Origin of the sequence: Roseburia sp. AF22-2LB, assembly GCF_003461125.1 — a bacterium.
In the GTDB taxonomy this organism is placed as follows: Bacteria; Bacillota; Clostridia; order Lachnospirales; family Lachnospiraceae; genus Roseburia_C; species Roseburia_C amylophila.
Genome location: NZ_QTWM01000007.1, coordinates 38,110 through 63,388 on the forward strand (window position 1 = coordinate 38,110; position 25,279 = coordinate 63,388).

General features: G+C 39.6%; 31 protein-coding genes and 1 pseudogene. 30 read left to right on the forward strand and 2 right to left on the reverse strand.

The annotated features are described in order from the left end of the window. Window positions 1-10: 10 nt before the first annotated feature. Genes DWX96_RS10465 through DWX96_RS10480 form a run of 4 tightly spaced genes read left to right on the forward strand, consistent with a single transcriptional unit; the run spans window position 11 to window position 2,193 of the window. Window positions 11-505, forward strand: coding sequence for a CinA family protein (locus DWX96_RS10465; RefSeq protein ID WP_118057480.1), 495 nt, complete (start codon window positions 11-13; stop codon window positions 503-505). Continuing rightward, window positions 505-1,059 (forward strand): 16S rRNA (guanine(966)-N(2))-methyltransferase RsmD, encoded by a 555-nt coding sequence (gene rsmD / locus DWX96_RS10470; RefSeq protein WP_118057479.1) that lies wholly within the window; start codon window positions 505-507, stop codon window positions 1,057-1,059. The genes DWX96_RS10465 and rsmD overlap by 1 nt, the downstream gene beginning before the upstream one ends. 6 nt (window positions 1,060-1,065) lie before the next feature. Next, window positions 1,066-1,551, forward strand: a complete 486-nt coding sequence (gene coaD, locus DWX96_RS10475) for a pantetheine-phosphate adenylyltransferase (RefSeq protein ID WP_022243856.1) — start codon at window positions 1,066-1,068, stop codon at window positions 1,549-1,551. Between the two features lie 12 nt (window positions 1,552-1,563). Further along, window positions 1,564-2,193, forward strand: a complete 630-nt coding sequence (locus DWX96_RS10480; RefSeq protein WP_117946972.1) for an ATPase — start codon at window positions 1,564-1,566, stop codon at window positions 2,191-2,193. 7 nt (window positions 2,194-2,200) lie between these two features. Here the strand turns inward: DWX96_RS10480 and DWX96_RS10485 are convergent, their stop codons facing one another. Next, the gene (locus DWX96_RS10485; RefSeq protein ID WP_330416232.1) at window positions 2,201-2,974 is read right to left on the reverse strand and encodes a hypothetical protein; all 774 of its coding nucleotides are present in this window, start codon (window positions 2,972-2,974) and stop codon (window positions 2,201-2,203) included. Between DWX96_RS10485 and DWX96_RS14285 the strand changes: the two genes are divergently transcribed. From DWX96_RS14285 to rsfS, 24 genes and pseudogenes are all read left to right on the forward strand, one after another. Continuing rightward, complete coding sequence (locus DWX96_RS14285; RefSeq protein ID WP_156454668.1) at window positions 2,911-3,048, forward strand: hypothetical protein; 138 nt, start codon at window positions 2,911-2,913, stop codon at window positions 3,046-3,048. The two genes, DWX96_RS10485 and DWX96_RS14285, sit on opposite strands and share 64 nt — an antisense overlap. Window positions 3,049-3,156: 108 nt before the next feature. Continuing rightward, on the forward strand, window positions 3,157-4,011 hold the full coding sequence (locus tag DWX96_RS10490; RefSeq protein WP_242988780.1) for a M23 family metallopeptidase: 855 nt from the start codon (window positions 3,157-3,159) through the stop codon (window positions 4,009-4,011). A 98-nt stretch (window positions 4,012-4,109) separates the two neighbouring features. Next, window positions 4,110-4,826, forward strand: a complete 717-nt coding sequence (locus DWX96_RS10495) for a pseudouridine synthase (RefSeq protein WP_118057477.1) — start codon at window positions 4,110-4,112, stop codon at window positions 4,824-4,826. 4 nt (window positions 4,827-4,830) lie between these two features. After that, on the forward strand, window positions 4,831-6,801 hold the full coding sequence (locus tag DWX96_RS10500) for a YgiQ family radical SAM protein (protein ID WP_117698631.1): 1,971 nt from the start codon (window positions 4,831-4,833) through the stop codon (window positions 6,799-6,801). A gap of 12 nt (window positions 6,802-6,813) precedes the next feature. Next, complete coding sequence (locus tag DWX96_RS10505) at window positions 6,814-7,770, forward strand: RluA family pseudouridine synthase (protein WP_118057476.1); 957 nt, start codon at window positions 6,814-6,816, stop codon at window positions 7,768-7,770. A gap of 50 nt (window positions 7,771-7,820) precedes the next feature. Next, a complete protein-coding gene (locus DWX96_RS10510) occupies window positions 7,821-8,468 on the forward strand; it encodes a histidine phosphatase family protein (RefSeq protein WP_118057475.1) in 648 nt (215 codons plus the stop codon). Then, window positions 8,468-9,001 (forward strand): Holliday junction resolvase RecU, encoded by a 534-nt coding sequence (locus DWX96_RS10515; RefSeq protein ID WP_117698628.1) that lies wholly within the window; start codon window positions 8,468-8,470, stop codon window positions 8,999-9,001. The genes DWX96_RS10510 and DWX96_RS10515 overlap by 1 nt, the downstream gene beginning before the upstream one ends. Window positions 9,002-9,094: 93 nt before the next feature. Beyond that, on the forward strand, window positions 9,095-10,288 hold the full coding sequence (gene hisZ / locus DWX96_RS10520; protein ID WP_118057474.1) for an ATP phosphoribosyltransferase regulatory subunit: 1,194 nt from the start codon (window positions 9,095-9,097) through the stop codon (window positions 10,286-10,288). Window positions 10,289-10,290: 2 nt separating this feature from the next. Further along, a complete protein-coding gene (gene hisG, locus DWX96_RS10525; protein WP_022243846.1) occupies window positions 10,291-10,944 on the forward strand; it encodes an ATP phosphoribosyltransferase in 654 nt (217 codons plus the stop codon). Window positions 10,945-10,946: 2 nt separating this feature from the next. Then, window positions 10,947-12,245 (forward strand): histidinol dehydrogenase, encoded by a 1,299-nt coding sequence (gene hisD / locus DWX96_RS10530; protein WP_022243845.1) that lies wholly within the window; start codon window positions 10,947-10,949, stop codon window positions 12,243-12,245. Window positions 12,246-12,260: 15 nt separating this feature from the next. After that, window positions 12,261-12,854 carry an imidazoleglycerol-phosphate dehydratase HisB gene (hisB, locus tag DWX96_RS10535; protein WP_117946965.1) on the forward strand — a complete coding sequence of 198 codons (594 nt, stop codon included), beginning with the start codon at window positions 12,261-12,263 and terminating at the stop codon, window positions 12,852-12,854. An 8-nt stretch (window positions 12,855-12,862) separates the two neighbouring features. Then, on the forward strand, window positions 12,863-14,143 hold the full coding sequence (gene hisIE / locus DWX96_RS10540) for a bifunctional phosphoribosyl-AMP cyclohydrolase/phosphoribosyl-ATP diphosphatase HisIE (protein WP_117841069.1): 1,281 nt from the start codon (window positions 12,863-12,865) through the stop codon (window positions 14,141-14,143). A gap of 59 nt (window positions 14,144-14,202) precedes the next feature. Further along, entirely contained in the window at window positions 14,203-14,535 is a 333-nt protein-coding gene (locus DWX96_RS10545) for a hypothetical protein (RefSeq protein ID WP_022243842.1), read from the forward strand. 54 nt (window positions 14,536-14,589) lie between these two features. Beyond that, on the forward strand, window positions 14,590-16,455 hold the full coding sequence (locus tag DWX96_RS10550) for a TIGR03960 family B12-binding radical SAM protein (protein WP_118057473.1): 1,866 nt from the start codon (window positions 14,590-14,592) through the stop codon (window positions 16,453-16,455). Continuing rightward, window positions 16,439-17,161 carry a TIGR03936 family radical SAM-associated protein gene (locus DWX96_RS10555; protein ID WP_117698623.1) on the forward strand — a complete coding sequence of 241 codons (723 nt, stop codon included), beginning with the start codon at window positions 16,439-16,441 and terminating at the stop codon, window positions 17,159-17,161. Before DWX96_RS10550 ends, DWX96_RS10555 begins: the two co-directional genes overlap by 17 nt. Then, window positions 17,154-18,419 carry a ribonuclease E/G gene (locus tag DWX96_RS10560; RefSeq protein ID WP_158561848.1) on the forward strand — a complete coding sequence of 422 codons (1,266 nt, stop codon included), beginning with the start codon at window positions 17,154-17,156 and terminating at the stop codon, window positions 18,417-18,419. Before DWX96_RS10555 ends, DWX96_RS10560 begins: the two co-directional genes overlap by 8 nt. Before the next feature lie 223 nt (window positions 18,420-18,642). Then, complete coding sequence (gene rplU, locus DWX96_RS10565) at window positions 18,643-18,948, forward strand: 50S ribosomal protein L21 (protein ID WP_022243838.1); 306 nt, start codon at window positions 18,643-18,645, stop codon at window positions 18,946-18,948. Between the two features lie 16 nt (window positions 18,949-18,964). Next, a complete protein-coding gene (locus DWX96_RS10570) occupies window positions 18,965-19,294 on the forward strand; it encodes a ribosomal-processing cysteine protease Prp (protein ID WP_022243837.1) in 330 nt (109 codons plus the stop codon). 3 nt (window positions 19,295-19,297) lie between these two features. Next, the gene (gene rpmA, locus DWX96_RS10575) at window positions 19,298-19,588 is read left to right on the forward strand and encodes a 50S ribosomal protein L27 (RefSeq protein ID WP_022243836.1); all 291 of its coding nucleotides are present in this window, start codon (window positions 19,298-19,300) and stop codon (window positions 19,586-19,588) included. 149 nt (window positions 19,589-19,737) lie between these two features. Continuing rightward, a complete protein-coding gene (gene obgE / locus DWX96_RS10580) occupies window positions 19,738-21,027 on the forward strand; it encodes a GTPase ObgE (RefSeq protein ID WP_118057471.1) in 1,290 nt (429 codons plus the stop codon). Between the two features lie 6 nt (window positions 21,028-21,033). Continuing rightward, the gene (gene yhbY / locus DWX96_RS10585; protein ID WP_117946962.1) at window positions 21,034-21,327 is read left to right on the forward strand and encodes a ribosome assembly RNA-binding protein YhbY; all 294 of its coding nucleotides are present in this window, start codon (window positions 21,034-21,036) and stop codon (window positions 21,325-21,327) included. A gap of 45 nt (window positions 21,328-21,372) precedes the next feature. Continuing rightward, window positions 21,373-21,960 (forward strand): annotated as a pseudogene (nadD, locus tag DWX96_RS14890) (nicotinate-nucleotide adenylyltransferase); the annotation flags it as partial. Window positions 21,961-21,990: 30 nt separating this feature from the next. Then, a complete protein-coding gene (gene yqeK / locus DWX96_RS14895; protein ID WP_242988782.1) occupies window positions 21,991-22,575 on the forward strand; it encodes a bis(5'-nucleosyl)-tetraphosphatase (symmetrical) YqeK in 585 nt (194 codons plus the stop codon). Next, a complete protein-coding gene (rsfS, locus tag DWX96_RS10595) occupies window positions 22,568-22,921 on the forward strand; it encodes a ribosome silencing factor (protein ID WP_118057469.1) in 354 nt (117 codons plus the stop codon). Before yqeK ends, rsfS begins: the two co-directional genes overlap by 8 nt. Window positions 22,922-23,075: 154 nt before the next feature. On the opposite strand, the gene lexA is transcribed toward rsfS, so the two are convergent. Beyond that, complete coding sequence (gene lexA / locus DWX96_RS10600) at window positions 23,076-23,693, reverse strand: transcriptional repressor LexA (RefSeq protein ID WP_022243831.1); 618 nt, start codon at window positions 23,691-23,693, stop codon at window positions 23,076-23,078. 165 nt (window positions 23,694-23,858) lie between these two features. Here lexA and yneA point away from each other — a divergent pair, with 165 nt between their 5' ends. Together yneA and DWX96_RS10610 are read left to right on the forward strand one after the other, a co-directional pair. Beyond that, window positions 23,859-24,335 (forward strand): cell division suppressor protein YneA, encoded by a 477-nt coding sequence (gene yneA / locus DWX96_RS10605; protein WP_118057468.1) that lies wholly within the window; start codon window positions 23,859-23,861, stop codon window positions 24,333-24,335. A 227-nt stretch (window positions 24,336-24,562) separates the two neighbouring features. Beyond that, window positions 24,563-25,180 (forward strand): SGNH/GDSL hydrolase family protein, encoded by a 618-nt coding sequence (locus DWX96_RS10610; protein WP_118057467.1) that lies wholly within the window; start codon window positions 24,563-24,565, stop codon window positions 25,178-25,180. Window positions 25,181-25,279: the final 99 nt, after the last annotated feature.

The following is a 25,279-nucleotide window of genomic DNA, read 5'->3' on the forward strand; positions in this document are numbered from 1 at the left end:
GAGGATTCCCATGGAAAAAAGACAGGAAAATCTGGAAGATAAAATTGTAAAACGGCTGACGGAGAATCATTTATCCATTGCTACCGCAGAATCCTGTACCGGAGGACTTGTAGCCGCAACTTTGATTAATGTGCCGGGTGCTTCGGATGTGCTGGAAGAATCTTATATCACTTACTCGGATGCGGTAAAGCATAAAGTACTAGGTGTATCGGAAGAGACCTTGCAGAAACACACCGCAGTAAGTAAAGAAGTAGCAGAAGAAATGGTTCGTGGCGTAACAAAAGTTGCAGGTACGAATGTCGGAATCTCAGTAACCGGTATTGCAGGTCCCGGCGGTGGAAGTGAAAAGTTTCCGGTAGGACTGGTATACATTGGTTATAAAATTAATGATTTTGTGAAAGTTATACGTTATGTATTTCCCGGAGACCGTAGTGAAGTGCGTATGCATGCGGTGGAGACGGCATTGCAGGAACTGGATGATTTACTGATAAAAGAGGGATTTTAATGAGAATAATAGCCGGAAAAGGAAGAAGCCTTCCATTGAAAACAATTGAAGGAATAGACACAAGACCGACAACAGACCGTATTAAAGAAACACTTTTTAATATACTGCAATACGAGATTGCGGACTGCCGGTTCTTAGATTTGTTTGCAGGAAGCGGACAGATTGGATTGGAAGCTGTAAGCCGTGGAGCGAAAGAAGCTGTTTTTGTGGAAAGTGGAAAAAAAGCAGCAGCATGTATACAGGATAATATTAACTTTACCAAATTTAATGACCAGTGCCGTTTACTGCAGATGGATGTCATGGCAGCTATCCGGAGTCTGGAAGGAAAAGGGGCATTCCAGATTATTTTCATGGATCCGCCTTACAATCAGGAACTGGAAAAGGATGTGCTGATGCTGCTTTCGAAATCGACCCTGGTAGATGAAGATACGGTAATTATTGTAGAAGCGTCCCTAAAGACTGGTTTTGAGTATCTTGAGGAGCTTGGTTTTACACTTGATAAATGCAAAAAATATAAGACAAATTTACATGCCTTTATATCCAGAAAGGAATAACCTATGATGAAAAAAGCAATCTATCCGGGCAGCTTTGACCCGGTCACAAATGGTCATGTTGACATGATTGAACGTGCTTCGAAAATAGTGGACGAGCTGGTTGTGGGAGTTTTAAATAACAGTGCAAAAAACTCGTTGTTTTCTTTAGATGAACGTGTTAGTATGTTAAAAGAGATAACAAAAGATATGCCGAATGTAACAGTTGCTTCTTTTGATGGTCTTTTAGTTGACTTTATGGAAAAAATTGATGCAACCATTATCGTCAGAGGATTGCGTGCGGTAACGGACTTTGAATATGAACTTCAGATTGCACAGTCGAACCATCGTGTAAATCCAAAGATAGATACGGTATTTCTTACAACGAATGTAAAATATTCCTATCTCAGCTCTACAATTGTAAAGGAATATGCTTCTTATGGTGGCGATATTTCGCATTTTGTCCCACCACAGTTTATAGAGCGGATTTATGATAAATATAATATCAAAAAATAAGGAGTGTGGACGATGAGTAGCAGAATGGAACAAATCATAGAAGAAATCGAAGAATATATTGATAATTGCAAATATCAGCCATTATCCAGTACGAAAATTGTTGTTAATAAGGATGAGTTAGAAGAACTTCTGACGGAATTAAAAATGAAAACGCCGGAAGAAATCAAGCGTTATCAGAAGATTATCAGCAACAAAGAAGCTATTCTGGCAGATGCCCAGGCAAAAGCAGATGCCATCATTGCTCAGGCACAGGTACAGACCAGCGAGCTTGTCAGTGAACACCAGATTATGCAACAGGCTTATGCCCAGGCAAATGAGGTTGTTATGATTGCTACCAAGCAGGCACAGGAGATTCTTGATAAAGCAACCAATGATGCCAATAATATCCGTATGGGTGCAATTCAGTATACGGACAGCAGTCTTAAGAATATTGAAGAAATTTTAAGTCATGCCATTGAAGGTTCACAGGCAAGATATGATAATCTGATTCACACCCTTCAGGGCTGTCTGGATGTTGTGACGGCAAACCGGAATGAACTGCTTCCAGAGGAAGAAGATGCTTCTTCCGGACAGGCAAAACAGGAAACAACAGCAGAGCCTGCCACACAGGAAGCTCCGGCAAATGAGACTCCGGAAGAGTAATATATATTTATCCTGCCGGATATATCATGTACCCCAGAAGGAAAGCACAGAATGCAAGACTGATTCGGACCAGCAGATAATATTTCATGGAGAGCTTCTGGCATGCAACCATGGAATAGGTCTGGGCGAAGCCACATAATCCGCCAAAAGCGGTAAGACTTAAAATCAACGCATAATCAAGCTGCGGCGAGAAAGCTTCTTCAGAAATCTGCCGGATTCCATTAGTAACTTCCAATGGAATACAAAGTGGTAATTGTAAGAGCTTTTGTGGCACATAAAAGGTAATCTGTTCTAACAGAATAGAAAAGAGCATGATATATCCACCGAGTTTACAAAGAATTTCAAAACCGTTCATGATACCGGCATCTATGATTGAAAAGTTTAATTTTAATCGTGGTGCCGTTTCTTTTTGCGTTAGACTTTTTCGTTGAAGGGCATAAAGAATGCGGCAGAGAATCAGGGGCGGCAGATAGAGAATCCCAAATGTTGGCAATAAAAGACTGTCCTGCCGAAGCGTGTCATGAACAATATAGCTTGCAATAAACATAGGACTGATATTGTTACAGATTGCAAAGAGAATGGTTGCTTCTTCCTTTGATAATTGATTTTCCTCTAACATTTGGGCACAGATACGGCTTCCCATAGGAAAACCAAATAGAAATCCTGACAGAAGTGGAAAACAGGCATTTCTGCTGCAGGGAATCAGGAGATGGATGAATGGATAGAGGATTCCTGAAATATGATAAAAAACTCCGGATGAAATCAGAATATTGGATAGAATGGCAAAAGGAAGCAATGCAGGCAGAATATTCTGGTACCAGAGCATTAGGCCATTTGCTGCGGCAGATACCGTAAGCATGGGATGCAAAAATAATAATATTAAGCACAAAAAAAGAATCAGAAGAGAAATAGTTTTTTTCATAGTTCAATATATTGTATAAAATAACTTTTATGCGAATTATTATGAAGAAGAAAATTTGTGTCATTATTCTCTTTTTTTTGCTGGTTGTCATAGACTGCAGCCTGTTACAGCAGATTCAAAAGCGGGCAGCCTTTTATATAGCATTTGAACAACAGGAGTTCTTTCAGAAACTTCGGAATCAGGAAGTCTCTCCGGAAACGGTGTTAAAATTCAGGAAATATGAGTCTGAAGAAGGTGAGGCTCAGGAAGATATGACATTTACCCGGTATCTTCTGGCATATTATGCTTCAGATTTAACAGAAAAAAACGAGCTGAAAGATGTATACAAAAGATTGCTGCATTTTCATAAAGAAGAAATTGAAAAGCAGGAAGCCTATTTAGACAGTATCTGGTCTGACATTGTCTATTTCCCGGTTCCGGATACCATCTGGGACGAAGAGAAAAAAGTAACTTTTGGAGACACCTGGATGCAGAGCCGCACTTATGGTGGAGACAGAGGACATGAAGGCTGTGATATTATGGCAGATATCAATGAGCGGGGAAATTACCCGGTAATCAGTGTCTGCGATGGAACCATAGAGCAGATGGGCTGGCTGGAACTTGGGGGTTACCGTATCGGAATCCGGAGTCCTCATGGAGCATATTTCTACTATGCACATCTGTCGGATTATGCAGAGGGACTTTCCATCGGAGACGAGGTTCATGCCGGAGAGCTGATTGCATTTATGGGAGATACCGGATATTCTAAGACAGAAGGAACCGCAGGTAATTTTGATGTGCATCTTCATTTTGGAATTTATTTAAATGATGAAAATAAACGTGAGTTTAGTGTAAATTCCTATTCCATCCTGCAATATCTCTATCAGGAGAAGAAAATATTACATTATCAATATTAAGATTTAAATTAGAATTTGAACGATGAGAAACACGCTTGGCGAGCTTCTCGAGTTATCGCGGTGTCTGCCAAATCAGAGTAGTAAAGGAACGTATCAGAATGAAAGATTTGAGATTAGATAAATTTTTAACAGAAATGGGTAAAGGAAGCAGAAGCCAGGTGAAAACCTATATTTCCAAGGGACGTGTTACCGTAAATGGAGAAATCATCAAACGTCCGGAATATAAGATTTCACCGGAAAAGGATATTGTTAACCTCGAAGGCGAAAAGGTTAATTATTCCCAGTGGGAATATTATATGCTAAATAAGCCTGCCGGCTGTGTCAGTGCCACGGAAGATAAGCATTTTCCAACTGTAGTTTCTTTCATAGAAGATGCTGTAAGAAAAGATTTGTTTCCGGTAGGCAGACTGGATAAGGATACGGAAGGGCTGCTCCTTATCACCAATGACGGTGCGTTGGCTCATGAGCTTTTATCTCCGAAGAAACATGTGGCAAAAACTTATTATGCCAGAATAGAAGGAAAAGTGACTGCTGAAGATGTTGCGGCTTTTCGGAAGGGTCTTGATATCGGAGAGAAAAACCTCACAAAGCCTGCTGAACTTGTGATTTTAAAAAGTGATTCAGAATCAGAAATTGAAGTTACTATTACCGAGGGAAAATATCATCAGATTAAGCGGATGTTTGAAAAAACAGGAAAAAAGGTCATTTATTTAAAGCGGCTTTCCATGGGAAACTTAAAGCTGGACGAAACCCTGGCAACAGGAGCGTATCGTCCGTTGACAGAGTCAGAATTACAGGCATTAAAGGAAGGATAAGAGAATGCAGAACGGTTTTTTACCAATTTCAAGAAAAGATATGGAAGAAGCAGGGATAAAGCAGCTGGATTTCGTCTATATATGCGGAGATGCATATGTAGACCATCCTTCCTTTGGACATGCTATTATCAGTAGAATATTGCAGGCACATGGTTATACCGTGGGTATCATTGCACAGCCGGATTATCGTGACAAGGAAAGCGTAACCATATTGGGCGAGCCACGGCTTGGCTTTTTAGTTTCCGGTGGGAATATGGATTCCATGGTAAACCATTATTCTGTATCGAAAAAGAGACGTGCCCATGATGCATTTTCACCGGGTGGCGTTATGGGAAAACGCCCGGATTATGCAGTGGTAAGTTACTGCAATCTGATCCGTCAGACCTATAAACATAATCCAATCATTATCGGCGGTATTGAAGCAAGTCTTAGAAGACTTGGGCATTATGATTACTGGTCTAATAAGGTAAAACGTTCCATTCTTCTGGACTCCGGTGCTGATTTGATTTCTTATGGAATGGGCGAGCACAGCATTGTTGAAATTGCAGATGCGTTAGCTTCCGGTCTTGCGGTAAAGGATATTACTTATATCGATGGAACTGTTTTTAAGACCCGAAATAAAGAAGATATTTATGATGCCTTGGAATTGCCGTCTTTTAATAAAATCAAAGAGGACAAGACAGCGTATGCCAAGAGCTTTTACCTTCAGTATCAGAATACAGACCCTTTTACGGCAAGAAGAATTTATGAAACCTATGATGAGAAAATGTTTGTCGTACAGAATCCACCGGCAAAGCCATTGACCCAGATGGAAATGGATGATATCTACGCACTGCCATATATGAGAACCTATCATCCAATCTATGAAAAGGATGGTGGTGTACCGGCTATCGAAGAAGTAAAATTTTCCCTGGTCAGTAACCGTGGCTGCTTTGGTGGCTGCAGCTTCTGTGCCTTAACTTTTCATCAGGGCAGAATTATTCAGACCAGAAGTCATGAATCCATTCTTGCAGAAGCAAAGAAGATGACACAGGATAAGGATTTTAAAGGATATATCCATGATGTAGGTGGTCCGACTGCTAATTTCAGGGCACCGGCATGTACGAAGCAGCTCACAAAGGGAGTTTGCAAGAACCGGCAATGTCTGTTCCCGACACCATGTAAAAATCTTGTTGCTGACCATAGTGATTATATCAGTCTTCTTCGTAAATTACGGAATATCAAAGGCGTGAAAAAAGTATTTGTCCGTTCCGGTATCCGATTTGACTATCTTTTATGTGATACGAAAAATAATTTTCTGGAAGAACTTTGTAAATATCATGTCAGCGGACAGCTAAAGGTGGCACCGGAGCATATTTCAGACCCGGTATTACAGAAAATGGGAAAACCTCCCGTTTCCGTTTATAATGAATTTGTCCGCAAATATCATGATATGAATGAACGGTTAGGATTAAAACAGTATCTGGTGCCATATCTGATGTCCTCCCATCCTGGTTCGACCCTGCAGGAGGCAGTAGATTTGGCTGAGTATTTAAGAGATTTAGGTTATATGCCTCAGCAGGTACAGGATTTCTATCCGACCCCATCCACCATATCGACCTGTATGTACTATACCGGTTTAGATCCGCGGACCATGGAGCCGGTATATGTAGCAACCAATCCGCATGAGAAAGCCATGCAGCGTGCACTGATACAGTATCGTAATCCGGAAAATTATGATTTGGTGCATGAAGCGTTAGTTAAGACGAACCGGACGGATTTAATCGGCTTTGATGCCCATTGCCTCATCCGTCCAAGAAAGCTTGCCAAAGAAGAAGCATTTTCGGATAAGAAAAAGACGAAGCGGACACTGAATCAAAATCAGACAAAGTATAAAACTGGAAATTCCAGAAATACAGAAAAATATTCGGGAAAGACTTCCAGTCAGAATACGAAGAAGAAGCATACGATTCGAACTGTTCATAAAAAGAAATAGTAAGGATATGTTATGAAAACATTTATCATTAAAGAAAATGAAGCAGGACAACGTTTTGATAAATATTTAAAAAAGCTTTTAAAAGAAGCACCATCAAGCTTTGTCTATAAAATGCTTCGGAAAAAGAATATTGTATTAAATGGAAAAAAGGCAGATGGATCCGAAAAACTGAATGCCAGAGATGAGGTAAAGCTGTTTTTAGCAGATGAAACTTATGATAAGTTTGCAGGAGCAGAGGTAAAAGAAAGTTTTCCAACCACAGCACTGGATATCGTTTATGAAGATGAAGATATTTTAATCATCAATAAACCTGCAGGAATGCTGTCACAGAAGGCACAGCCATCCGATATTTCTGCCAACGAATATATTATCGGATATCTTCTTCAAAGCAAAGCCCTTAAGGAAACGGATTTGCGAACCTTCCGGCCGTCCGTCTGCAACCGTCTTGACCGCAATACTTCAGGACTTCTTACAGCCGGAAAGACGTTAAAGGGATTGCAGGATTTATCCGAGGCTTTGAAAAAAAGAACCGTAAAGAAATATTATCTCTGCCTGGTAGCCGGATGTATTACAGCACCGCAGCATTTAAAGGGGTATCTTATGAAGGATGAAAGGCAGAATCGTGTATTTATTTCAAAGGAAAAAACAGAGGATGCACTCTGTATCGAAACCGAGTATGAGCCACTGGAAGTATATCAGGATGTCACACTGCTGCAGGTGCATCTGATTACCGGACGCAGCCATCAGATCCGTGCCCATTTAGCATCCATTGGTCATCCGATTATCGGAGACAGTAAATATGGTAATGAGAAAATCAATTGCTTTTACCGGGAACATACTGGCGTAAAACATCAGCTTTTACATGCTTACCGGATGATATTTGCAGATGGCAGATGTGTAGAAGCAGCTCCACCGGATGATTTTAATAAGGCTATTTGTTATGCAGATCAGAATGCCACAGAGCAGTAATTGTTTTTAACGAAAGACTACTGATGTTACAGGAAGGATGAATAAGTAAGATGAAAGTATATCTGATGCGGCATGGAGAAACCGATTACAATAAAAAAGGACTGATACAGGGAACACTTGACATTCCATTAAATGAATTCGGACTGGAATTAGCCGAAAAGACCAAAGAGGGATTCAAAAAAGAAGGATTGACTTTTGACTACTGTTATTGCAGTCCGTTAATTCGTGCCAGACAGACGGCAGAGATTATTCTGAGAGGAACGGACACCCCGATTTCCTATGATGAACGTATCCGTGAAATGAACTTCGGAGAAGGGGAAGGACAGAAGCTTGCTGATCTCAGCTGGAATCCGGCCCTTAAAAATATTGATGCTTTATTTCATGCGCCGGAACAGTATCGTGCCACGGAACAGGGCGAAAGCTACGAAGTATTACTTGGCAGGGTGGAAGATTTTTTAAAGCATGAAATCCTTCCACTGGAAGAAAAAATGAAGCGTGTGCTCATCTGCTGTCATGGTGGAATCATCCGGGCATTTCTTGCATACATAAAAGGACTTGAAATCAAGGATTTCTGGAACAGCCACCAGCCAAACTGCAGTGTAAATATATTAGAAGTAAAGAATCAGAAAATAAGGATTCTCGAAGAACATAAAATTTATTACACACTGCCGGAAGAAAAGAAAGGAAGTATACTCTGATGCCAACTTGGAATTCCAGAGGATTAAGAGGTTCTACGTTAGAGGAATTTATCAACCGGACCAATGAAAAATATGCAGAGCATAATTTAGCAATGATACAGAAAATTCCGACACCGATTACACCAATTAATATTGATAAAGAAACAAGACATATTACCCTTGCCTATTTTGACCAGAAAAGTACCGTAGATTATATCGGGGCAGTACAGGGCATTCCGGTCTGCTTTGATGCCAAGGAATGTCACACCGATACGTTTCCTCTTGCCAATGTGCATGCTCACCAGATTCAGTTTATGCAGGATTTTGAAAATCAGCAGGGTATTTCCTTTATTCTGATATTTTATACCCAACGGGATGAATTTTACTATATGCCATTCCGACAGCTTTATGAATTCTGGGAGAGAGCCCAGAATGGCGGACGGAAGAGCTTCCGGTTAGAAGAATTAAATCCGGAATTTTTCCTGCCAAAGAAGTCAGGAATCCTGGTTCCTTATCTGGAAGGCTTGAAAAAAGATTTGGAGCTAAGGGATTGACAATTATTTCCAGGTAATATATACTAGGAAAAGCAATTCACCGTGGTAGCATGGTAGCACGCTAAAGTGCTTTGAGAAAAACTGGAGGTTTATATGAAAAATCAATTGTTACATACACCAGAGGGTGTCCGGGATATTTATAATGAAGAGTGTGAAAAAAAATTAGAGCTGCAGGATCGGCTGCATAAGGCTTTAAAACGACACGGATACCACAGTATTCAGACACCAACCTTTGAATTTTTCGATATATTTGGAAAAGAAGTTGGAACAATTCCATCCAGCGAATTATATAAATTTTTTGACCGGGAAGGAAATACCCTTGTATTAAGACCGGATATTACACCATCTATTGCACGGTCTGCCGCAAAATATTTTATGGATGAGGATATGCCAATCCGGCTTTCCTATATGGGAAATACCTTTATCAATAACCATAGTTATCAGGGAAGATTAAAGGAATCCACCCAGCTTGGAGCAGAGTTAATCGGCGATGATACCGTAGATGGCGATGCAGAGATGATTGCTATGGCAATTGATGCATTAAAGAGCAGTGGTTTAAAGGATTTCCAGATTAGTGTGGGACATGTGGAATTCTTCCGTGGCTTAATGGAAGCGGCAGGGCTTTCCGAAGAACAGGAAGAAGTTATCCGGGAACTGATTGCTAATAAGAATTTCTTTGGCGTGGAAGAAGAGATTTCCGACTGTTCCATGAATCAGAATTTAAAAGAATTATTCGGTATGCTTGGAACCATTTATGATAATGCAGCTTCCTTTGAAGAAGCAAAGACCTATGCGGCTGATTATCCAAAGGTTTATAAAGCAATACGCAGATTGGAAGACTTAGATGCGGTGCTTAAAGTATATGACGTAGACAAATATGTGACCTATGAATTTGGTATGTTAAGCAGCTATCATTATTATACCGGAGTAATTTTTGCCGGTTATACTTATGGAAGCGGTGAACCGATTGTAAAGGGGGGCCGTTATGACAAGCTTCTTACTTATTTTGGAAAAGATGCAGCTTCCATTGGATTTGCGATAGTAGTAGACCAGTTAATGGCAGCAATTTCAAGACAGAAAATTGAGATTACCGTAAAACATGACAATCAGTTGATTGTATACAAACCGGAATATCGCAGGGAAGCAGTAAAGAAAGCTATTGCACTGAGGGCAAAGGACTGCAATGTGGAACTGATTGCCTGGGCAATGGATAAATCAAAAGCAGATTATGAAGCATATGCATTGCGAAATCAGATTGCAGAACTGACATTTATGGATGGAGAATAGAAATGGAAGATATGAGATATTTAACCTTTGCATTAGGTAAGGGAAGACTGGCAAATAAAACCTTAGAGACTTTTGAAAAAATCGGCATTACCTGTGAAGAAATGAAAGACAAGAATACCAGAAAACTTATTTTTGTCAATGAAGAATTAAAGCTTCGTTTCTTCCTTGCCAAGGGACCGGATGTACCAACTTATGTAGAATATGGTGCGGCAGATATCGGTATTGTGGGAAAGGATACAATTTTAGAGGAAGCAAGAAATATTTATGAAGTATTGGATTTGGGCTTTGGAAAATGCAGAATGTGTATCTGCGGTCCAAAAGAATCCAAAGAATTATTACAGCATCACGAACTGATCCGTGTGGCAACCAAATATCCGCGCATTGCAAAAGACTATTTTTATAATAAGAAACATCAGACTGTAGAAATTATCAAATTAAACGGTTCCATCGAACTTGCCCCGATTGTTGGACTTGCTGAGGTAATATGTGATATTGTAGAGACAGGCTCAACCTTACGTGAAAACGGACTTGAAGTATTAGAAGAAGTTTGTCCGCTTTCTGCCCGGATGGTCGTAAATCAGGTTAGTATGAAAATGGAACATGAGCGGATTACGAAATTAATTACAGATTTAAAATCGGTATTAAAGGAGGCATAAACATGCGTATTTTAGAGTTGACAGAAGAGACAAAGGGTAATATATTAGAGAATCTTTTAAAGAGAAGCCCCAACAGCTACGGCAAATTTGAAGCCAGCGTACAGGAAATCATTGAAACGGTACGTGCCAACAGAGATGCTGCATTATTTGACTATACAGCGAGATTTGATGGTGCAACGATTAATAAAGATAATATTTTAGTAACAGAAGAAGAAATTAAGGAGGCTTATGATGCAGTAGATCCGAAGCTCCTTGAAGTCATCCGGAAATCTCTTGTAAATATCCGTACCTATCATGAAAAACAGCGTCAGAACAGCTGGTTTGACAGCCAGGATAAAGGTATTATCTTAGGTCAGAAGGTAACCGCATTAGCCCGTGTTGGTGTTTATGTACCGGGTGGAAAAGCCGTTTATCCTTCTTCCGTACTGATGAATATTGTTCCGGCCAAGGTTGCCGGAGTTGATGAAATTATTATGACAACACCGCCTGGAAAAGATGGTAAGGTAAATCCTTCTACCCTAGTTGCAGCAAGAGAAGCCGGTGCAGACCGCATCTATAAAGTAGGAGGCGCACAGGCAATTGCAGCTCTCGCCTTTGGTACCGAAAGCATTCCAAAAGTAGATAAAATTGTTGGCCCTGGAAATATTTATGTAGCTTTAGCGAAAAAAGCCGTATTCGGTTATGTCAGCATAGACTCCATCGCCGGACCAAGTGAGATTTTAGTATTAGCAGATGAAACAGCCAATCCAAGATATGTTGCAGCCGACCTTTTATCCCAGGCAGAGCATGATGAAATGGCTTCCGCAATTTTGATTACCACAAGCCGTGAACTGGCAGAGCGTGTTTCTGAGGAAGCAGCAAAATTTACTGCACAGCTTTCCAGAAAAGAAATCATCCAGAAATCCTTAGATAACTATGGCTATATTTTAATTGCAGATAATATGGAGGAAGCCATTGCTGCAGTAAATGAAATTGCATCCGAACATATGGAAATTGTAACAAAGAATCCGTTTGAAGTTATGACCAAGGTAAGAAATGCCGGAGCAATTTTCATCGGTGAATACAGCAGTGAACCGCTTGGAGATTATTTTGCAGGACCAAACCACGTTCTTCCAACCAATGGAACCGCAAAATTCTTCTCTGCATTATCTGTAGATGATTTCATTAAGAAATCCAGCATTATTTCCTATTCCAGGGAAGCATTAGAGGAAGTATATAAAGATATTGCCCAGTTTGCAGAGTGCGAACAGTTGACGGCACATGCAAATTCCGTTAAAGTAAGATTTGAAGACGAAAACTAAACGGAGGTTTGTTTCATGGAACAAAGACGTATTGCAGAATATACAAGAAAAACAAAAGAAACAGATATTTACCTTTCCTTTGATTTGGACGGCAGAGGGGATGCAAAGGCAGATACCGGAATTGGATTTTTCGACCATATGTTAGATGGCTTTGCAAGACATGGATTATTTGATTTAAATGTCAAAGTAACCGGAGATCTGGTGGTGGACTGTCATCATACCATTGAAGATACCGGAATCGTCCTTGGCAATGCCATTAAAAAAGCAGTCGGTGACAAAAAGGGTATCAAACGTTTTGGAAGCTGTATGCTGCCAATGGATGAGACACTGGTGCTTTGTGCGGTAGATTTATCCGGAAGACCGTATCTATCCTTTGATGCAGAATTTACCACAGACCGCGTAGGCTATATGGATACCGAAATGGTAAAAGAATTCTTTTATGCCATTTCCTATAGCGCCGGAATGAATTTACATCTTAAGGTCATTACAGGCGGAAATAACCATCATATGATTGAAGCCATGTTTAAGGCATTTGCAAAGGCATTGGATGAGGCAACCATCATTGACCCGCGTATTACCGACATATTATCAACGAAAGGCAGTTTATAGGTGAGCATATGAAACACAAGAATATAGTAGCAACCATTTATCTGAAAAACGGAGAGGCAGTAAAGAGCCCGAGTGACCTTAGTTCTGCAGGAGATTTAAAAGAACTTACCAAGCTTTATAATGACAGTGGAATTGATAAGATTTTAATCTATGACTTATCAACCGGCGATGAAGAGCATGAGAAAAATATTCATACGGTAAAAGATATTTTCCGTACTGTAGAGATTCCGATTTATGCAGGTGGAAATATCAACCGTCTGGAAGACATTAAGAAATTTATCTATGCCGGATGTAAACAGGTAGTTTTAAACGGTGCAAAATCCGTCAGCATGTCTTTGGCTGAGGAAGGTGCAAAACGATTCGGAAAAGACCGTATGATTGTTTCTGTAAAGAATATTGATTTCTTATTCAAGCACAAAGATGAACTGGATGAATATTTCCATGAAATGATTGTTCTTGATCCATCCATGATGGACGGAGTAGAAAATATTACAAATCTGCCATATGTCGTTCAGTATGATAATTATGACAAGGATGCACTGGTGGATGTATTAAACCGTGAAAATGTCAGAGGAATCTGTGGCGCTTTTATTAATGATACCAGGACAGATATCATGAAATTAAAGACAGAATTTGCAGCCAGCGGAATCCGTATGGACAATTTTGCTCCGGCATTAAAATGGAGTGATTTCAAATTGAATTCGGATGGAATGGTACCTGTTGTAGTACAGGATTACCGTACCGATGAAGTACTTATGGTAGCTTATATGAATGAAGAAGCGTTCAATACCACCATTTCCAGCGGAAAGATGACTTATTACAGCCGCAGCCGTAAGGCGTTGTGGATGAAGGGTGAGACCAGTGGTCATATCCAGTATGTGAAATCTTTAACGGCAGACTGTGACTTTGATACCATTCTTGCAAAGGTATCCCAGATTGGCGTGGCATGTCATACCGGAGCACCAAGCTGCTTTTTTAATGAAATTGTCAAGAAAGAATATGCTGAGAAAAATCCACTGCAGGTATTTGAGGATGTCTACTCCATTATTGCGGATCGTAAGATTCATCCAAAGGAAGGCTCTTATACCAACTACCTTTTCGATAAGGGAATTGATAAGATTTTAAAGAAGGTCGGCGAAGAAGCAACCGAGATTGTCATTGCCGCAAAGAATCCGGAACCGGAAGAGATTATTTATGAAATTTCAGATTTCCTTTATCATGCAATGGTATTGATGGTAGAAAAAGGCGTAACATGGGAGGATGTTACCCAGGAACTTGCCCAGAGATAATATACATAGTTCCTGCACTTTCTGCATAGATTACAGCAGAATAACAATCAGGCAATGATATGCAGAAAGGTGCGATTTATTTGGAACAGGATTATATTGCAAACAGACGGGAATATATTCTTCGTGCCAGAAATTCTTTTTCGGAATCACGGAAAGACACGGACGAGGAGTTAATAAACACAGGAAAAGCAGCCATTTGGAAAGTAAAATGGCTGCTTTGTATTTGCCTTTTTGTGGTGTTTGTTTTATGTGATAAAGGAAAGCTTCCTTTTCCGGGAACTGCCGGTGAAAAAGATACCAAATGGATGTACCGGCAATTAGAAGAAAACTATGATTATACAAAACTGCAAAAGTATGTTATGATGATTTCGGATTTTGCAAAAAATAAATAAGCGTTATTTTTTTACAAATCGGATTATGATATTTAAGAATGATTGAGGTACCAGATGAACACTTTAGCATTAAGTGATGAAATACTTTTAACAATTGATAAACCGGCCCGTTATATCGGAAACGAGCTGAATATGGTAAAGAAGAATCCGAAGGACGTTGACATCCGTTTTGCAATGTGCTTTCCGGATGTCTATGAAATCGGAATGTCTCACCTTGGCATTCAGATTTTATATGATATGTTTAATAAACGGGATGATGTATACTGCGAACGGGTTTATTCTCCGTGGCCGGATTTACACAAGATTATGAAAGAAAAAAATATTCCTTTATTTGCACTGGAAAGTCAGGAGCCGGTTAAGAATTTTGATTTCCTTGGTATTACCATCCAGTATGAGATGTGCTATACCAACATTTTACAGATTCTTGATTTATCCCAGATTGCCATGCTGTCTTCTGAGCGAAAAGAAGATGACCCGATTGTAATCGGTGGCGGTCCTTGCAGCTATAATCCGGAGCCGATTGCAGATTTCTTTGATTTGTTCTATATCGGAGAAGGCGAAATTTCTTATACGGAATTATTTACGCTGTATAAGCAGTGTAGGAAAGAAAAGGTCAGCAGAAAGGAATTCTTACGCCGCGCAGCGTCTATTCCTGGAATCTATGTGCCTTCCATGTATGAGGTGGCTTATAAAGAAGATGGAACGATTGCATCCTTTACACCAAAATATGAGGAGGTGCCGGCAACGGTAAAGAAACAGATTCAGATGGATATGTCCCATTCTGTTTACCCGGAGAAACCGGTTGTTCCTTTTATTAAAGCAACCCAGGATCGTGTGGTATTAGAGATTCAGCGTGGCTGTATCCGCGGCTGCCGTTTCTGTCAGGCAGGAATGATTTACCGTCCGGTCCGTGAAAAAGATGTAGAAGTCTTAAAACATTATGCTTATGAAATGTTAAAGAATACCGGACATGAAGAGATTTCTTTAAGTTCTTTAAGTTCCAGTGATTATTCGCAACTGGAAGAACTGGTTAATTTCCTGATTGATAACTTTAAGGATAAAGGCGTAAATATTTCTCTGCCATCTCTTCGTATCGATGCATTTTCCTTAGACGTTATGGGAAAAGTGCAGGATATCAGAAAGAGCAGCCTTACCTTTGCTCCGGAAGCCGGTTCTCAGCGTCTTCGTAATGTTATTAATAAAGGACTGACGGAAGAGGTGATTTTAAATGGTGCCGGAATGGCGTTTGAAGGCGGCTGGAATAAAGTAAAGCTTTATTTCATGCTAGGACTTCCGACCGAGACGGAAGATGATATGCGTGCCATAGCAGAACTTGCCAATAAAATTGCAGTCCGTTATTATGAGATTCCAAAGGAAGAGCGGAATGGAAAATGTCAGATTACTATCAGTACCTCTTTCTTTGTACCAAAGCCATTTACTCCATTCCAGTGGGCGAGAATGTATGATAAGGACAGCTATCTTGGCAGAGCCAAGGTGGTAAATGATGCTGTAAAAGAACAGTTAAACCGCAAGAGCATCAAGTATAACTGGCATGAAGCAGATGTTACGGTATTAGAGGGTATTCTTGCAAGAGGAGACCGCCGGATTGCCCCTGCCTTGCTTAAGGTTTATGAAAAAGGTGGTATCTTTGATGCCTGGACGGAATTTTTTGATAATAACCGCTGGGTAGAGGCTTTTGCGGAATGTGGCATCGATACCGATTTCTATACCATGCGGGAACGTCCTCTGGATGAAATTTTCCCATGGGATTTTATTGATGATGGCGTTTCGAAAAAGTTCTTAATCCGCGAATGGGAACGTGCCAGAAAAGAAGAAGTAACTCCAAACTGCCGGATGCAGTGTCAGGGTTGTGGAGCTGCTCAGTTTAAGGGAGGTGTCTGCTTTGAAAATAAGAATTAAATTTCGAAAATATGGTGTAATGAAATTTATCGGACACCTTGATATGATGCGTTATTTCCAGAAAGCAATGCGTCGTGCTGAGATTGATATTGCATATTCCGAGGGATTTTCCCCGCATCAGATTATGTCTTTTGCGGCACCGCTGGGAGTTGGAATCACCAGTGATGGAGAATATCTTGATATTGAAGTACATTCTACCAGAAGTTCAATTGAATCCGTTAAGGCTTTAAATGATACCATGGTGGAAGGTGTTGAAATCGTATCTTACCGGATGCTGCCAGAGCATGCAAAAACAGCGATGTCCATTGTTGCAGCAGCAGACTATAACGTATTTTATAAGGATAAAGGAAATTGTCCATTCACTTTGGATGAATTGAAAGGTAAAGTAAAAGCATTTTATGAAGATGCTCCGGAGATTCTGGTTACGAAAAAGACGAAAAAAAGCGAAAAAGTCATGGACTTAAAGCAGCTGGTATATGATTTTCAGGTTGAGGAAGCAGATGGCTGTCCATTCTTTTATCTTAAAGTATCTACAGGAAGCGTAGATAATGTAAAACCAGAGCTTTTGTTAGAAGCCTTTTACCGGTATCTGGAACTTCCTTATAACGAAATGCAGTTTCAGATTCATCGTGTGGACGTATATGCCCGAAAAGAAGACGGCACTCTGATTGCATTGGATGAAATGGGAGATGACATTCTTGAATAAATTTATCATTACAAGGCAGCATTATGTAGGCGACTCCTATTTTACGGCACTGTTAGATGAAAAGGACAAGTTTAGGGAAATTGCATTTCATCCGTTATCCGAAGAAAATCAAGTTGTACCGGGAATAATTTGTATTGCCAGGGTAAAAAAGATTGCCGCGAACTTAGATGCCGCTTTTGTGGACATTGCAAAGGGAGTAACCTGTTATCTGGAAACAGCACATATAAAAGATGCCTGGTTTTCGAAGCAGTGTAGAAGCGGAAAGCTGACCGAAGGGGATGAACTTGTGGTGCAGATTACCAAAGAGGCGATCAAGACCAAGTATCCCATTGCAGATACCAAGATTTCCCTTACCGGAAAATATTTTGTCCTGACAAATGAAAAACGTCCCCTTGCCATTTCTTCTAAATTAAGTGCGGATGAAAAAGAAAGGTTAAGCAGTCAGGTACAGCTTTTCGAACAGATGCGGCTTTTTGAAAAAGAAGCAGTTACCGATACAAAGCAGAATGCCGGACAGGAAGAAAAAAGAAAGCCGCATAGTCTTATCGTAAGAACCAATGCGGCAGGAGCTTCTCCTGAAGAATTGGAAACAGAATACCGGAAACTTTTATCTGACTATCAGAAGTTAGCTGCAACTTTTCATTTCCGTACCTGTTACAGCATTCTGATGCTGCCAAAGAAATTTTATGAAAATGCCATCAATCACCTTTACCAGGAAGAGCTTGGTGAAATTATTACGGATGATAAGAATATCTATGAAGAGCTTCAACAGCTTTATGCCGGAAATCCTGATATTTTATCTAAGATACGGTTCTATGAAAATGATGCCATTTCATTAGGAACCCTTTATTCCTTTGAGACGCAGATACAGCGTGCAATATCGGAACGGGTCTGGATGAAGTCTGGTGCTTATCTTATCATTCAGCCAACGGAAGCTCTGACAGTTATCGATGTAAACAGTGGAAAGAATACTTCCGGAAAAAATGCAGAAGAATATTATTATAAGATTAATTTAGAAGCTGCTGCAGAGATTTCAAGACAGCTCCGGCTTCGTAATATTTCAGGAATTGTCATTGTGGATTTCATCAATATGGCAAAAGAAGAGCAAAGAAAAGAGCTGATGCACCAGTTCCGATTATCCTTAAAAGAAGACCCGGTTCCGGTACGGCTTGTGGATATTACAAAGCTTGGCTTAGTGGAGCTGACCCGGAAGAAGGAGCGTAAGACCCTTTTGGAGCAGGTGGCTCAGCTAAGATGATAGCAGCAGCAAAAGCCACATCAAGGTATCTATCAAGATGTGCAAAGAAATATCTGAATACAATACCCGGAAAGTACCTGAAAAATAATTAAAATTATAGCGTGAAATAGTTGACGAATCGTAATTCGTGTGCTATGATACAACAGTATGCCGCACAGTGAGGTATAAGTCTATCGTAAGGATAGCACCACAACTGGCGAGTAATGATAATAGGAGGTGCCATATGTACGCAATTATAGCAACAGGTGGTAAACAGTACAAAGTATCTGAAGGCGATATCATTACCATTGAAAAGCTTGGTGTTGAGGCTGGTGAGAAAGTAACTTTCGATCAGGTTTTAGCAGTATCTGACAACGGATTAAAAGTTGGTGCAGACGCAGCTAACGCAACTGTAGAAGCTTCTGTAGTAAAAGAAGGCAGAGCTAAGAAAGTTATCGTTTACAAGTATAAGAGAAAAACCGGCTATCACAAGAAGAACGGTCATAGACAGGCGTTCACACAGGTGAAAATCGAAAAAATTAATGCGTAATCGATAGGAAATTGTTATGACAAAGATAACGATTTTTCGAAACCAGAAACAAGAGTATCTTGCTTTTTCCTGTGTCGGACATGCTGAATATGCAGATGCCGGAGAGGATATTGTATGTGCAGGAATTTCGGTTCTTGTGATTAATACAATCAATGCCCTTGGAATGTTCACAAAAGAACAGTTCAAGACCAATCAGGACGAAGAGACCGGATTGATTTCCGTATCTTTTGAGCAGCCGGCAGGACATGATGCAAAGTTACTTTTGGACACAATGGTTTTAGGCTTACAGGGAATACAAAACAATTATGGAAATGATTACATCATTTTAAACTTCAAGGAGGTGTAGAACATGTTGAATATGAACCTTCAGTTTTTTGCTCATAAAAAGGGAGTTGGTTCTACTAAGAACGGTAGAGATTCTGAATCCAAGAGATTAGGTGCAAAAAGAGCAGACGGACAGTTCGTTAAGGCTGGTAACATTTTATACAGACAGCGTGGAACAAAGATTCATCCAGGCGTTAACGTTGGTATCGGCGGAGATGATACTTTATTCGCATTAACAGACGGTGTTCTTAGATTTGAAAGAAAAGGCAGAGATAAGAAACAGGCTTCTGTTTATCCAGTAGCAACAAACGAATAAGATGCATGATAGACCCGACACGAAAGCGCCGGGTCTATTTTCACTTATAGGAAACTATATTTTAACTTGAAGTAATTTAGAAACAATTAAAGTATCATTTGATTACAGTAACTGATATTTAATCACAATCAATAATGAGGTAGAAAATTATGTTTGCCGATAGTGCAAAAATTATTATAAAATCAGGAAAAGGCGGCAACGGTCATGTGAGCTTCCGCCGTGAAAAATATGTTCCGGATGGCGGTCCGGACGGTGGCGATGGTGGAAAAGGTGGCGATATCATCTTTGAAGTAGATGACAGCATGAATACATTAAATGATTTCCGTCATAAACACAAATGGGCTGCAGAAAACGGAGAAGAAGGAAAAAAACGAAACTGCCACGGAAAAAAGGGTGAAGACCTTGTCATCCATGTTCCTGCCGGAACCATTATCCGTGATGCAGCTACCGATAAGGTAATTGCAGATATGTCCGGTGAGAATAAAAGACAGATTATTTTAACCGGTGGAAAGGGTGGACTTGGCAATCAGCATTTTGCGACCTCTTCCATGCAGGCACCGAAATATGCACAGCCGGGGCAGGAAGCATTGGAACTTGAAGTTCGACTGGAACTTAAAGTAATTGCTGACGTTGGTTTAGTCGGCTTCCCAAATGTGGGAAAATCAACTTTATTATCCAGTTCCACCAATGCAACACCAAAGATTGCAAATTATCATTTTACAACTTTAAATCCGATTCTTGGTGTCGTTGATTTAGGCGAAGGTGCCGGATTTGTCATGGCTGATATTCCGGGGCTGATTGAAGGGGCATCCGAAGGAATTGGCCTTGGACATGAATTCTTGAAGCATATAGAGCGAACCAAGGTTATCATTCATGTCGTGGATGCTGCCGGAACAGAAGGCAGAGATCCGATTGCAGATATTCATGCCATCAATCAGGAGCTGGAATCCTTTAACCCTGAATTGTTAAAGAAACCTCAGGTTATTGCAGCCAATAAAATTGATGCTATTTATGAAGGCAATAATGAAATAATTGAGAAATTAAAAGAAACCTTTGAACCATCCGGCATTAAAGTGTTTCCAATTTCTGCGGTCAGCCGTCAGGGTGTACGTGAGTTAATGTTTTATGTGAAGAGTCTTTTAGATGAAATGGACGATACACCGGTTATCTATGAACAGGAATTCTTCCCGGATTCGAGAGCATTAGAGGGTGAACCTTATACCATTGAGATTGATCAGGAAGATGGTGCTTATGTTGTAGAAGGTCCTAAGATTGATAAAATGCTGGGTTACACCAATATTGATTCTGAGAAAGGATTCCTTTTCTTCCAGAAATTCTTAAAAGAACAGGGTATCTTAAAGGAATTAGAGGCAAAGGGTATTCAGGAAGGTGATACAGTCCGTATGTATGGACTTGAATTCGATTATTATAAGGAGTAAATCATTATGGAATTAACGAGTAAGCAGCGTTCCCATTTAAGAGGAATGGCAAGTACGATAAATCCAATTTTCCAGATTGGAAAGGCATCTCTTACACCGGAAATTATTTCTGCAATAGATGATGCTATTGAAAAACGGGAATTAATCAAGATTTCTGTATTAAAAAACTGTGCAGATGATCCTCGCGAATTAGGCGAAATAATTGCAGAGCGTACGCATGCACAGGTGGTTGCGGTAACTGGTAAAAAAATCGTTCTTTACCGTAAATCAAAGAAACATCCAAAGATTGAATTGTTATAAACGAAAGCTTTTATACCTTGGAAGGGTGGTAGAAGATTGAAAAAAGTGCGTATTGGAATTATTGGCGGAACCTTTGATCCGATTCATATCGGGCATCTGATTATTGCACAGAATGCGGTAACACAATATCATTTAGACCAGATTCTTTTTATTCCAACGGGACATTCGCCTCATAAGGATGATAAAGAGATTGAACAGTCTGCCCACCGGCTGGAAATGATTCGCCTGTCGATTAAAAATAATCCGGATTTTTATTTTTCGGCCATGGAGATTAATGCAGCCCGTACCAGTTATACGTATCTGACGCTGCAGGAGCTTCATCGGACCTATCCGGACTGGGAACTCTATTTCATTATGGGAGCAGATTCCCTTGATTATCTGGATAAATGGATGGAACCGGCAGAAATTTGCCGTCTTGCAACGCTCTTAGTTGCCATCAGAGACGATTTGGATATGAACCGGATAAAGAATAAGGCTGCGGAGTTAAAGCGGCTCTATGAGGCGGATATAAGGCCGATTATCACACCAAATGTTTCCGTTTCTTCTCATAATATCCGGGAACGTGTGGCAAAAGGGGAACCGATACGTTACCTTGTCACACCGGAAGTGGAAGAATATATTGCCCACCAGTGTTTATATCAGGAGGATGAAGGCCAGACACCAATGAACGAAAGATTTAATAAGATAAAAAAAGCATTAAAAAAAGAACTGGATAAAGACCGTTATGAGCATACTTTAGGGGTTATGTATACCTCGGCCTGTCTTGCCATGGCAAATGATTATGATATGGAAAAGGCTCAGCTTGCAGGTCTGCTCCACGATTGTGCCAAGTGTATTCCAAATGAAAAAAAGTTAAAAATATGTGCAAAGAATAACATTCCGATTACACAGGTGGAAAAAGATAATCCATTTTTACTTCATGCTAAAGTCGGCGCATTTCTTGCCAGAGTATTATATGAGGTAGAGGACGAAGAGATTCTTCATGCAATTTCTGTTCATACCACCGGGGCACCGGCAATGAATACTCTGGATAAAATCGTATTTATCGCAGATTATATTGAACCAAAACGGGATAAAGCAGCAAACCTAAAGGAAATCAGAAAAACAGCCTTTGAAGATTTAGATGAAGCACTGAAAATGATTTTAAGTGATACCATTCATTATCTCAATGGCAGTAAAAATGATAAAAATATCGATCCAATGACAATTGAAACATATCATTACTATACAGGAGGTTCTCATGAATAAACAATCGAAAGAAATGGCGAAGCTTGCATATCAGGCATTATCGGAAAAGAAGGCAGAAGATATTCGTATTATTGATATCAGTGAAATATCTGTTATCGCAGATTATTTTATTATTGCCAGTGGAAGTAATGCCAACCAGTTACAGGCTATGCAGGACAACGTAGATGAACAGTTATATAAAGCCGGTTATCATGCAAAACAGATTGAAGGAAATCAGCGTTCCAGCTGGATTCTGATGGACTACAGTGATATTATCGTTCATATCTTCTCAAAAGAAGATCGTCTCTTCTACGATTTAGAGCGCATCTGGAGAGATGGAAAAGATATTGACCCGGAAGAACTTTAAGAAATATATAGTTAAGAAGTATATTATGAAAAGGTATATATAAAAAGTTATATAATAAGATGTGCATATCAGGAAGGCACTATCGTACAAACACAGTCTGTATGGTAGCGCCTTCTTTCTAAAATATACTTACTTAATAAGCCTGAAATTATTACTAAGCCAGGAAACGGAATACGCCGAATACCTTTCCGAGAATAGAACATTCTTTCACAATAATTGGATCCATGGAATCATTTTCTGGCTGCAGACGATAATAACCATCCTCCTTATAAAAGGTCTTAACCGTTGCAGAATCATCCACAAGAGCAACCACAATATCACCATTAGATGCAGTAGACTGACGCTTTACAAGAACATTATCCCCGTCAAAAATACCTGCATTAATCATACTTTCTCCCTTAACACGAAGCATAAAGCTTTCTGCATTTGGCATAAACTCTGCTGGAATAGGAAAATAGCTGGTAATATTTTCTACTGCAAGAATCGGCTGCCCTGCAGCAACACTTCCTACCATAGGAACATTAACAACCTCACGTCTGGTTAAATTAAAGCTGTCATCAATGATCTCAATTGCTCTTGGCTTCGTAGGGTCACGTCTGATATATCCATTCTTCTCAAGAGTTTCCAGATGAGAATGAACCGAAGAAGTTGATTTCAGATTAACTGCTTCACAAATTTCACGAACAGCAGGTGGGTATCCTTTATTTAAAATTTCCTGTTTAATATATTCAAGAATTTCCTTTTGTTTTGAACTGATTTTTCCGTATGCCATCTCATTACCTCCTTTTTATATTCTAAGTCTAACATATGTTCGCTGAAAAAGCAAACACATATTCCGAAAATTTGTTCGCTTTTCTTCTTGACAAACGAATGTTCCCTATATATAATGCATATATAAACAAATGTTCGCAACAGACGTTCGAAAGGAGACATAACAATGAATCGTGATAATAGAGTATATGGATACAACGAATATAAAGAATACTACGGAAGGGGAAATAGAATGGACAACAGGCGCAGATATATGGATGGAACTCAGTATACATCGAATCGTACGATGGCAATTCGTGCAAACGGAAGAAGAAACAGAGCATATGTGTGCCAGATTCAAAGATATCTTATTATTTCTTTTCTGGCAGTGTTTTTAACCATCCTTGGTGTTATTTTAGGAAGCAACCTGCTTGCTTCTTCACAGAGCAAAGCTTCCAATGAGGTAAATACCTATAAATATTATACCAGTATTGAAGTACAGAAAGGGGATACTCTCTGGACGATTGCAGAGCAATATGCAGATGATGATGCCGATTATGCATCCTATATCGAAGAAGTAAAAGAGATGAACCAGTTAACCAGTGATACCATCCATGCGGGAGAGTACCTTACTGTTTCTTATTCTTCCAGTGAATTTAAATAGGATTTCAGATATGACAGAACACAGACCGCTTTTAGATAAATTAGATACCTTTCTGGATAAATAAGATATACAAGAAGAGATTTTGTTTTAATGTTATTTTAAATATTATTTTTAATTTTATATTGACTTTTCATAGTAACCATATTAATATAGTAGGAAATTAGAAAAAGTATTATTTTCAACTACATATATCAAATTACATTATTTTAGACAAATGGAGGTTTACTATGAAAGAAATATTATGCTTTGGTGATTCAAATACTTACGGTTTAATTCCTGGCACAAAAGAGAGATATGGACGTGATACCAGATGGACAGGTCTTTTAGAACAACATTTATATGAAAAAGGTTATCGTATTATAGAAGAAGGTTTATGCGGTAGAACCACCGTCTTTGAAGATGAGCTAAGAGAGGGACGGAAGGGGGCTGCCTTACTTCCGACACTGTTAGAAAGCCACGCTCCAATTGACCGGGTTGTTCTTATGTTAGGAACGAATGACTGCAAAAGCTTATATAATGCATCAGCAGAAGTAATCGGACTTGGAATAGAACAATTATTAAAACAGATTCGGAAAATTGATTCAGATACCCGTGTTTTGTTAATTTCTCCAATCCAATTGGGAGAAGGAGTTTGGGAGCCGGAGTTTGATCCTGAATTTAATCAAAAATCTGTTGAAGTATCTAAAAAATTAAAATCCGTTTATCAAAGAATTGCCCTAAAATACAACTGTGATTTTCTTGCTGCATCTGATATTGCAGCACCAAGCAGTGCTGATAGAGAACATTTAAATGAAGAGGGACATCAGAAGCTGGCAGAAGCAGTCCTTAAAGTGATTGCAGCATAATATGCTAAGAAATTTAAAATAAAATTTATCAGAAAAGAAAGAATAGTTGTCGAATTTTCGGAATGTGGTATAATAGCTATGTATTATTTTACGCATAGT